General features: G+C 71.6%; 7 protein-coding genes. 6 read left to right on the top strand and 1 reads right to left on the bottom strand.

The window, feature by feature from the left end; translation table 11 throughout:
- Positions 1 to 38 precede the first annotated feature (38 nt).
- From ACR9ZG_RS15675 to ndk, 5 genes are all read left to right on the top strand, one after another.
- The gene (locus ACR9ZG_RS15675; protein ID WP_481285781.1) at positions 39 to 698 is read left to right on the top strand and encodes an acyl-CoA-like ligand-binding transcription factor; all 660 of its coding nucleotides are present in this window, start codon (positions 39 to 41) and stop codon (positions 696 to 698) included.
- Positions 699 to 901: 203 nt separating this feature from the next.
- Complete coding sequence (gene ileS / locus ACR9ZG_RS15670; RefSeq protein WP_481285780.1) at positions 902 to 4,264, top strand: isoleucine--tRNA ligase; 3,363 nt, start codon at positions 902 to 904, stop codon at positions 4,262 to 4,264.
- On the top strand, positions 4,261 to 5,634 hold the full coding sequence (locus ACR9ZG_RS15665; RefSeq protein ID WP_481285779.1) for a bifunctional folylpolyglutamate synthase/dihydrofolate synthase: 1,374 nt from the start codon (positions 4,261 to 4,263) through the stop codon (positions 5,632 to 5,634). The genes ileS and ACR9ZG_RS15665 overlap by 4 nt, the downstream gene beginning before the upstream one ends.
- Entirely contained in the window at positions 5,631 to 6,029 is a 399-nt protein-coding gene (locus tag ACR9ZG_RS15660; RefSeq protein WP_481285778.1) for a DUF4233 domain-containing protein, read from the top strand. The genes ACR9ZG_RS15665 and ACR9ZG_RS15660 overlap by 4 nt, the downstream gene beginning before the upstream one ends.
- Entirely contained in the window at positions 6,026 to 6,445 is a 420-nt protein-coding gene (gene ndk / locus ACR9ZG_RS15655) for a nucleoside-diphosphate kinase (RefSeq protein ID WP_481285777.1), read from the top strand. Before ACR9ZG_RS15660 ends, ndk begins: the two co-directional genes overlap by 4 nt.
- Positions 6,446 to 6,514: 69 nt before the next feature.
- Here the strand turns inward: ndk and ACR9ZG_RS15650 are convergent, their stop codons facing one another.
- Positions 6,515 to 7,129 (bottom strand): vitamin K epoxide reductase family protein, encoded by a 615-nt coding sequence (locus tag ACR9ZG_RS15650; protein ID WP_481285776.1) that lies wholly within the window; start codon positions 7,127 to 7,129, stop codon positions 6,515 to 6,517.
- A gap of 303 nt (positions 7,130 to 7,432) precedes the next feature.
- On the opposite strand from ACR9ZG_RS15650, the gene ACR9ZG_RS15645 reads away from it, so the two are divergent.
- Positions 7,433 to 10,090 carry an Rne/Rng family ribonuclease gene (locus ACR9ZG_RS15645; RefSeq protein WP_481285775.1) on the top strand — a complete coding sequence of 886 codons (2,658 nt, stop codon included), beginning with the start codon at positions 7,433 to 7,435 and terminating at the stop codon, positions 10,088 to 10,090.
- Positions 10,091 to 10,250: the final 160 nt, after the last annotated feature.

Raw genomic sequence — 10,250 nt, 5'->3', positions numbered from 1 at the left:
GGGCGGGGGACAATTATTGCTCGTATGTAGACCCGGGCGTGGTTGCCGGCAATCCCGCGGGTGGTGGGGCCGCGCGGGGGGGGCCGCGCGCCTCGTCGCGTCAGATGCTCGCGGAGGCGGCGGGCGAGCTGTTCCTGGAGCAGACCTACGCCGGCACGTCCATCGACGAGATCACGCGGCGTGCCGGGGTCAGCCGGGCGACCTTCTTCAACTACTTCCCGGCCAAGTCGGACCTGCTCTGGCTGGAGGTGGACGAGTCGCTCGCCGGGTTCGGCGCCGTGCTCGCCGCGCAGCCCCGCGACCTCGCGCCGATGGATGCGGTGCTCGCCGCGATGCTCACCCTGGCCGAGGGCTTCGGCCCGAACCGCCTTCCGCTCGCCGTGACCCAGGTGGAGGCGATGGGCACCGACGAGGAGCTGCAGGCCTCCGCCCTTCCGCGCTTCCTGCGCCTGGTCGCGCAGGTGGCGACCGCGATCGCCGCCAGGACCGGCGTCCAGCCCGACGCGCTGCTGCCGCGCAGCGCCGCCACCGCGGTCGTCGGGGCCGCCGTCAGCGCGGCGGTCGTGTGGGCGCGCTCCGGCGTCACCCGCGGGCTGCTGGCGCCGCTCGTGCAGCGCGCCGTGGAGCCGGTCTGCCGCGGCTACGCGGCCGCCCTCGCGAGCGACGCGAAAGCGGATAGTATAGGTCGCACAGACTGAGACCCGGCCATCACCGGCGAGTCTTCGGAAGAACGGCACGGCTCCGGCCGCGCTCACTAGAACCGAACGGGTACGGCCCGTCACAGCCGACGACGAGAGGTCCCGCCCGCCACCGCAGGCGTCCGGGGCAAGCGGGGTGGTACCGCGACGGGCGCGAGAGCGTCCGGCGTCCTCGTGCAGCACATCCATCTGCCAGGAGAGAGATGCCGTACCCCAAGTCGGTCCCGTCGCCCGACGACCAGAATGCCGCGCAGAGCGCGCCGGAGGTCACGCCGAGCCCGTCGTTCCCCGCCATCGAGGAGGGCGTGCTCGCCTTCTGGGAGCAGGACGGCACCTTCCGCGCCTCCATCGACAACCGCGCCGACGCCGAGGAGTGGGTCTTCTACGACGGCCCGCCCTTCGCGAACGGCCTGCCGCATTACGGCCACCTGCTGACCGGGTACGCGAAGGACGTCTTCCCGCGCTACCAGACCATGCGCGGCAAGAAGGTCGAGCGCCGGTTCGGCTGGGACACGCACGGCCTGCCGGCCGAGCTCGAGGCCGAGCGGCAGCTGGGCATCACCGACAAGAGCCAGATCGAGGAGATGGGCCTCGCCGCCTTCAACCAGGCCGCGAAGGACTCCGTGCTCAAGTACACCCGCGAGTGGCGCGAGTACGTGACGCGTCAGGCGCGCTGGGTCGACTTCGACAACGACTACAAGACGCTCGACGTCACCTACATGGAGTCGGTGCTCTGGGCCTTCAAGCAGCTGTACGAGAAGGGACTGGCCTACGAGGGCTACCGCGTCCTCCCGTACTGCTGGCGCGACCAGACGCCGCTGTCCAACCACGAGCTGCGCATGGACGACGACGTCTACAAGATGCGGCAGGACCAGACGGTCACCGTGACCTTCCCGCTCGTGGGCGAGAAGGCCGAGGCGCTCGGCCTCACCGGCGTGCGGGCGCTGGCGTGGACGACGACCCCGTGGACCCTCCCGACGAACCTCGCGCTGGCCGTCGGCCCCGAGATCGAGTACGCGGTGGTCCCGTCCGGCCCGAACGGCGCCGCTGACACGCAGGGCGCGCCGGAGGAGCCGGTGCTGAGCGGGGAGTACCTGCTCGCGACCGCTCTGGTGGGCAACTACGCCAAGGACCTCGGCTACGACTCGGCCGCCGACGCGCTGGCCGCCGTCACCCGCACGTACCGCGGAGCCGACCTCGCCGACGTCGAGTACGACCGGCTCTGGGACTACTACGCCGACACCGAGAAGTGGGGCACGCAGAACGCGTGGCGCATCCTCGTCGACGACTACGTCAGCACCGACGACGGCACCGGCATCGTCCACCAGGCCCCGGCCTACGGCGAGGACGACCAGCGGATCACCGAGGCCGCGGGCATCCCCGTCGTCATCTCGGTCGACGACGGCGCCCGCTTCCTCCCGGACGTGGTCGATGTCGCGGGACTGCAGGTGTTCGAGGCGAACAAGCCGCTGACCCGGATGCTCAAGGAGCAGGGCCGGCTGCTGCGCCAGGCGAGCTACGAGCACTCGTACCCGCACTGCTGGCGCTGCCGCAACCCGCTCATCTACAAGGCGGTGTCGAGCTGGTTCGTGCGTGTCACCGACTTCCGCGACCGAATGGGCGAGCTCAACCAGCAGATCAACTGGGTGCCGGAGAACGTCAAGGACGGCCAGTTCGGCAAGTGGCTGGCCGGCGCGCGCGACTGGTCGGTCTCGCGCAACCGCTACTTCGGCTCGCCGATCCCGGTCTGGAAGAGCGACGACCCCGCCTACCCGCGCGTCGACGTGTACGGCTCGCTGGAGGAGCTGGAGCGCGACTTCGGCCGGCTGCCGCGCAACGCGGGGGGCGAGCCGGACCTCCACCGTCCCTTCATCGACGACCTGACCCGGCCGAACCCGGACGACCCGACGGGCCGCTCGACCATGCGCCGCATCCCGGACGTGCTCGACGTGTGGTTCGACTCCGGGTCGATGCCGTTCGCCCAGGTGCACTACCCGTTCGAGAACCACGACTGGTTCGACAGCCACAACCCGGCCGACTTCATCGTCGAGTACATCGGGCAGACCCGCGGCTGGTTCTACCTGCTGCACACGCTCGCGACGGCGCTGTTCGACCGGCCGGCGTTCAAGAACGTGATCAGCCACGGCATCGTGCTCGGCAGCGACGGGCAGAAGATGTCGAAGTCGCTGCGCAACTACCCGGACGTCAACGAGGTCTTCGACCGCGACGGCTCTGACGCGATGCGCTGGTTCCTCATGGCGAGCCCGGTGCTGCGCGGCGGCAACCTCGTCGTCACCGAGGAGGGCATCCGCGAGGGCGTCCGCCAGGTGCTGCTGCCGCTCTGGAGCACGTGGTACTTCTTCTCGCTGTACGCCAACGCGACCGGCTACGAGGCGAAGCGCTCGGTCGACTCGGCCGACGTGCTCGACCGCTACCTCCTGGCGAAGACCCGCGACCTGGTGGAGGCCGTCACGGCCGACCTGGACGGGCTCGACTCGACGCTCGCCGCCGCCAAGCTCCGCGACTTCGCCGACGTGCTCACCAACTGGTATGTGCGCCGCTCGCGCGACCGGTTCTGGGCGGGCGTGTCGGAGGACGACGGCAGCGGCACGGAGGCGTTCGACACCCTCTACACCGTGCTCGAGACGGTGACGAGGGTCGCCGCGCCGCTCCTCCCGCTCGTCAGCGAGCAGATCTGGAAGGGCCTGACCGGCGGCCGCAGCGTCCACCTCACCGATTGGCCGGAGGCGGCGGAGTTCCCTGCCGACGACGCGCTGATCGACGCGATGGACCGCATCCGCGCGATCAGCTCGACGGTGCTGTCGCTGCGCAAGCAGGCGGGCCTGCGGGTGCGCCTCCCGCTCGCCTCGCTCACCGTGGTCGCGCACGACGTGGCCGCGCTGCAGCCGTTCGAGGCGATCCTCCGCGACGAGCTCAACGTGAAGGCGGTCCGCCTGGTCGAGCTGCAGGAGGACAGCGCCGCGGAGTACGGCATCACCAGCAGGCTGACGGTCAACGCGCGCGCCGCGGGCCCGCGCCTCGGCAAGCAGGTGCAGCAGGTCATCAAGGCCGCCCGTGACGGCGACTGGAGCGAGGCCGACGGCGTCGTGACCGTCGGCGGCGTCGAGCTGGTGGCGGGGGAGTACGACCTCGTGCTCGAGACCGCGCAGGCCGACGGCGACTCCGCGACCGCGCTGGCGCTGCTCCCCGGCGGCGGCTTCGTCCTGCTCGACACGACGACGACCCCCGAGCTGGAGGCGGAGGGCCTGGCCCGCGACATCATCCGCGCCGTGCAGGACACCCGCAAGGCGGCCGGGCTCGACGTCAGCGACCGCATCGAGCTCTCGCTCAGCTTCGACAGCGCCGAGGACGGCGCCGCGGTGGAGTCCGCCGCGGCGGTCGTCGACATCGCGGCGGAGACGCTCGCCGAACTCGTCGGCATCGCCGCGGGCGGTGTGGCCGAGGCGGAGGGCGAGGAGTACCGCAAGACGTTCCCCGCCGGGCAGTTCGCGAACGCGGGCGCGTTCACGGTCGGCGTGGCGAAGGTGGAGGTGATGGCGCGATGAGCGACGAGTTCGACGACGACATCCGCGAGCAGGCGGAGGCCGTCTACCAGGCGCTCCTCGCCCGCGTCGGCGAGGGGGCGCCGGAGCGCCGCCTCGACGCGACCCGCCGGGCCGTCGAGCTGCTCGGCGACCCGCAGCGCGCCTACCCGATCGTGCACATCACCGGCACCAACGGCAAGACCTCCACGAGCCGGATCACCGAGAGCCTGCTGCGCGCCTACGGGCTGCGCACGGGCCTGCTGACCAGCCCGCACCTCGTGCGCTTCAACGAGCGCATCGTCATCGACGGCGAGCCGATCAGCGACGAGGACCTGGTGCGCAACTGGGAGGACGTCGTGCCGTACCTGGAGCTGACGGACGCCGAGCTGTTGGCCGCGGGCAAGCCGCCGCTGACCTTCTTCGAGGCGCTGACCGCGCTCGCCTTCGCCGTGTTCGCGGACGCTCCGGTCGACGTCGCGGTGATCGAGGTCGGCATGGGCGGCGAGTGGGACTCCACGAACGTCGGCGACGGCCAGGTCGCGGTGCTCACGCCGATCTCGCTCGACCACACGCGCGCGCTCGGCGACACCGTCGCCGAGATCGCCCGCACCAAGTCGGGGATCATCAAGCCGTCGGCCGACGTCGTCACCGCCGCGCAGCCTCCCGAGGCCCTGGACGCGATCCGGGAGGCCGTCGCCCTCAGCGAGGCGTCGCTCGCCGCCCAGCCGCGCGACTTCGACGTAGCCGCCACCCGCGTGGCCGTCGGCGGCCAGCTCGTCACCCTGCGAGGCCGCGCCGCGACGTACGAGGATGTCTTCCTGCCGCTGTACGGCGACCACCAGGCGCAGAACGCCGCGGTCGCGGTCGCGGCCGTCGAGACGTTCCTCGGCCGCGGGACGCAGCCGCTCAAGCCCGACCTCGTCGAGGAGGGGTTCGCCACCGCGACCTCGCCCGGCCGCCTCCAGCTGATCGGCATCGAGCCGACCGTGCTGGTGGATGCTGCGCACAACCCGGCAGGCGCCCAGACGCTCGCCGAGGCGCTGCGGCGGTACTTCGACTTCGACGAGCTGACCTTCGTCGTCGGCATCTTGCAGGACAAGGACGCGCGCGGCGTGGTCAGGGCGCTCGCCCCGGTCGCGACGCAGTTCTTCGTGACCGAGCCCGCCTCCGAGCGCGCGCTGCCGGCCGACGACCTCGGCGACCTGCTCCGCGAGGAGGTCGGCGACGAGGCGACCATCGTCTACGGCGACACCATCGACGCCCTGGAGGCGGCACGCGAGTGGGCGGCCGAGGAGCCGCGCCGCGCGGTCGTCGTCACCGGCTCCATCGTGCTCGTCGGCAGCGCCATGGCGTACGCCGAGGAGCAGGGCTGGAAGCAGGCGGCGCAGTGACCGGACCGGCCGCCCCGGCCCCGCGCCCCCGCCGTCGCCGCGGGCTGCGCGAGTCGCTCGGCTCGATCGTGCTCGGCTTCGAGCTGATCGTCGTCTTCCTGGGCGCGCTGGTGCTGTTCGGGCTGAAGGCCCTGCCCCCGGCGCTCGCGCTCGGGGGAGGGGCCGCGCTCGTGCTGCTCATGATCGTCGCGATCGGCACGCTGCGCTGGCCGCTCGGCGTCGTCCTCGGCTGGCTCGTCCAGCTCACCGTGGTGGCCGCCGGATTCCTGGTGCCCGCCTTCTTCATCGTCGGCGCGATCTTCACCGCCATGTGGACGTACTGCATGATCGCCGCCGCACGCATCGACCGCAATGAACCGGCCGCCCCGGCCGAGAACGGAACGGAGAACCCATGACCGACGTCGAAGAGACCCTCGTCCTCGTCAAGCCCGACGGAGTCGCCCGCAACCTCACGGGCGAGATCCTTCGCCGCATCGAGGCCAAGGGCTACTCCCTCGTCGACATCCGGATGCTGCAGGCCGACCGCTCGCTGCTCGCGCAGCACTACGCAGAGCACGAGGGCAAGCCCTTCTACGAGCCCCTGGTCGAGTTCATGGAGTCGGGCCCGATCGTCGCCCTCCGCGTCGCCGGCAACCGCGTCATCGAGGGCTTCCGCTCGCTGGCCGGCGCGACCGACCCGACGACGGCCGCTCCCGGCACCATCCGCGGGGACCTCGCCCGCGACTGGGGCCTGAAGGTGCAGCAGAACCTGGTGCACGGCTCCGACTCGCCGGAGTCCGCGCAGCGCGAGCTCGCGCTCTGGTTCGGCTGAGCCGCTCCCCGCAACAGCACGACGCTCCCCACTGTTCTTCAGTGGGGAGCGTCGTTCGTTAAGGGGCGATCAGATGAAGGCGCGGTGGATCCAGTCGAGCTGGAGCTGCGCGAGCACCGCCACGATGGCGTAGCTGACGATCGTGATGAGCGGCACCCAGCCGTACAACGAGGCGAACAGCTTCCGTGCCCGCTCGCCGACGGGGATGTGCCCCTCCTTGAGGTTGTAGAGCGTCACCGCCCAGAAGGTCGGGATCGTGACGACCCAGGTCACCATGCACCAGGGGCACAGGACGTCCAGGACGGTGAGCGACTGCGTGATGAGGAAGATCACCAGCGCGAGCGCGAGCACGACCCCGAGGTTGAGCAGCAGCCAGTACCACCGCGCGAAGCGGCCGGCGGCGAACAGCCCGACGCCCGCGGCGATCGTCGCGGTCCAGCCGCCGATGCCGAGCAGCGGGTTCGGGAACCCGAGCAGCGAGCCCTGCCAGGAGTTGAGGTTCTTGCTGCAGCCCACCAGCACGCTGAAGTTGCAGGAGAGCTGGGCGTCTGGGTCCTCCAGCAGGTGGAACTTGTCGACGGTGAGCATGAAGGCGGCCCACAGGCCGATGAACCCGGCGACGATGAGGAGGATGGCGAGGGCGGTCGGGCGGCGGTAGGACACCGCATCGAGACGGTCTGACACCCTCGGATTATGGCATGCGCCACGCGGGCCGGACTGGGAGCGCGGAGCAGAGCAGCCTCCTCGTGCGATAATCGTCTGCAGAAGTCGTCCGGCATCGCCGGGCGACGCCGACAGAAGGCTTGACGGCGCTACGCGCCGAGGAAAGACCGGTCGAAGAGACCGGCACAGACAATTGAGCCGGATGCCAGCCGCGCCACCAGCCGGCAGCGTCCGCGAAGGATTACGGAGGGGGCCGAGCGCCCGCTCCGACGGAGAGTACCCGGTGTGCGGGGGACCGCCCACCGGTCGAGGAGTGCACCAGCGATGGTGGAGAACGAGAACAACGACAGCACGAACAGCAACGACACCGAGGCGGGGGGACGCAAGCGCAAGGGACTCTTCGGAGCCCGTCGCGCGGTGAAGCGGACCTCCGTGCCGACGTTCGGCCCCGAGCAGCGGCCGGACGCGTCGGCGACCGACCGCGTCGATGCGCAGAGCGCGGACGAGGTCGCCGCGGCGCACACGGAAGCGGAGCAGACCGTGGCGGAGCAGAACGACGCCGGGCAGAACGACGCCGGGCAGACCGGCGCCGATCCGACCGGCGCAGATCAGACCGGCGCAGATCAGACGGCGCCGGACGCGGCTCACGAGCCGGCGACGAGCCCGCACCTGCCGCCGGCGCTGCCGGAGCAGCACGGCCGGCACGCGGCGCCGGTCTCGGCCAGCGCCCCCGGCCTCCCGCCGACGACCCTGCTCTTCCAGGCGCCCGATCTGCCCGACCTGCCGCCGGCGCCTCCCGCCGACGAGGAGGGTGCCGGCACCGTCCGCCGCCGCTCGCGTCGCCGCGCGGGCGAGTCCGGCCGCGACGGCGCGGGCGACCCCGCGAACACCGTCGTGAAGGTGCGCACGCCGCGCGAGCCGGAGCTCATCACGGAGCCGCAGAAGGTCAAGGGCTCCACCCGTCTCGAGGCCAAGAAGCAGCGCCGCCGCGACGGCCGTGACGCCGGGCGCCGCCGTCCGGTCATCACCGAGGCCGAGTTCCTCGCCCGTCGCGAGTCGGTCGACCGCCAGATGATCGTCCGGTCCAAGGGCGGCCGCATCCAGATCGGCGTGCTCGAGGACAAGGTGCTCGTCGAGCACTACGTCGCCCGCTCGCAGGAGGCGTCGCTCATTGGCAACGTGTACCTCGGGCGCGTGCAGAACGTGCTCCCGAGCATGGAGGCCGCCTTCGTCGACATCGGGCGCGGCCGCAACGCCGTGCTCTACTCGGGCGAGGTCGACTGGGACGCCGTCGAGACCGGCAACCAGCCGCGCCGCATCGAGCTGGCTCTGAAGGCCGGCGACCGCGTGCTCGTGCAGGTCACCAAGGACCCGGTCGGCCACAAGGGCGCGCGCCTCACCAGCCAAATCTCGCTGCCCGGCCGCTACCTCGTGTACGTGCCGAACGGCTCCATGAACGGGATCAGCCGCAAGCTGCCAGACACCGAGCGGTCGCGGCTCAAGAAGATCCTCAAGGAGGTGCTCCCCGAGAGCGCGGGCGTGATCGTGCGCACCGCCGCCGAGGGCGCCACCGAGGAGCAGCTGACGCTCGACGTCAACCGTCTCACCGCGCAGTGGGCCGACATCAGCAAGCAGGTCGAGACGGTGCAGGCGCCGGCGCTCCTGCACAGCGAGCCCGACCTCCTGATCAAGATCATCCGCGACGTCTTCAACGAGGACTTCCAGAAGCTCGTCATCGCGGGCGACGACGCGCGCCAGACCATCGAGAGCTACCTGCGCTCTGTCGCCCCCGACCTGCTCGACCGGGTGGAGGCGTACGAGGGCGACCGCGACGCGTTCGACGAGTACCGCATCACCGAGCAGATCGAGAAGGCGCTGGAGCGCAAGGTCTGGCTGCCCTCCGGCGGCTCGCTCGTGATCGACCGCACCGAGGCCATGACGGTCGTCGACGTGAACACCGGCAAGTTCGTCGGCTCCGGCGGCAACCTGGAGGAGACGGTCACCAAGAACAACCTGGAGGCGGCCGAGGAGATCGTGCGCCAGCTGCGGCTGCGCGACATCGGCGGCATCATCGTGGTCGACTTCATCGACATGGTGCTGGAGTCGAACCGCGACCTCGTGCTGCGCCGCCTGATCGAGTGCCTGAGCCGCGACCGGACCAAGCACCAGGTCGCCGAGGTCACCTCCCTCGGGCTCGTCCAGATGACCCGCAAGAAGCTCGGCCTCGGCCTCCTGGAGACCTTCAGCGAGGCGTGCGAGGTCTGCGCAGGCCGCGGCGTGATCGTGCACCACGACCCGGTCGTGAAGCACCGCCAGCCGCAGGCGCCCCAGAACGAGCGCCGCCGCGGCCGTGGCGGCAGCGGCAACGGGAGCAGCAACGGCAACGGTGGGAACGGGCACGCGTCCGGCCCGGCCGTGCACAGCACCACCGGCACGCACGCCATCACCGACGACGCGAAGAACGCGCTCGCGCAGATCGCCGCGTCGACCATCCACGCGCACGCCGGGGAGCACCCCGAGGGGACCGCTCCGGCCGCCGTGGCCGAGCCGCCCGCCGAGGCCCCGGCCAAGAAGCGCCGCCGCAAGGGCAAGGGCGGCACGTCCGCCGAACAGCCCGCGCCGGCAGCGCAGGAGACGACCGCGAGCGTGGCCGTGACGGAGAACGCCGTGGAGGAGGTCCCGGTCGACGCGGCGGAGGTCTCCGTCGATGAGGCCTCCGTCGATGAGGTCACGGTCGAGACCGTCGAGGTCTCGCCGGACGACGCGGAGTCGCCCGAGTCGATCCTCCCGCTGCTCGACCTCCCGGAGCCCGCGCCTGTCGTCGCCGCGCCGCGCCCGTCGCCCGAGGAGACCGAGCTGCTGCTCGACTCCGTGCTCGACGCGCTGCCGCAGCCGAAGGCGCCCGGTCAGGGCCGCGGCCGCAGCCGCCGCGCCAGCACCGCGGTGATCGCCGGCGGCGAGATCGCCCCCAAGTCCGAGTAGCCCGCCGGAGCAACGCGCCCGAGCAACGCGCCCGAGCGGCGCCGAGTCGTGACTCGTCGCGGGTTTCCGCGCCGAGTCGCGACATCATGTCACGACTCGGCGGGGGTGATCGCGGTGCGTCAGTGCCGCCGGGTGCGGTCGCGCGCCTTCACGCGCAGGC

Source organism: Leifsonia sp. KNZ12-8B, from assembly GCF_056755495.1.
The sequence above is the reverse complement of the archived record's forward strand: the minus strand, read 5'-3'. Positions and strand labels throughout refer to the sequence as shown.

Excerpts from the sequence above, each read along its gene's own strand:
- ACR9ZG_RS15665 (WP_481285779.1), top strand. The coding sequence starts at position 4,261 with ATGAGCGACGAGTTCGACGACGACATCCGCGAGCAGGCGGAGGCCGTC.
- ileS (WP_481285780.1), top strand. The coding sequence starts at position 902 with ATGCCGTACCCCAAGTCGGTCCCGTCGCCCGACGACCAGAATGCCGCG.
- ACR9ZG_RS15645 (WP_481285775.1), top strand. The coding sequence starts at position 7,433 with ATGGTGGAGAACGAGAACAACGACAGCACGAACAGCAACGACACCGAG.
- ndk (WP_481285777.1), top strand. The coding sequence starts at position 6,026 with ATGACCGACGTCGAAGAGACCCTCGTCCTCGTCAAGCCCGACGGAGTC.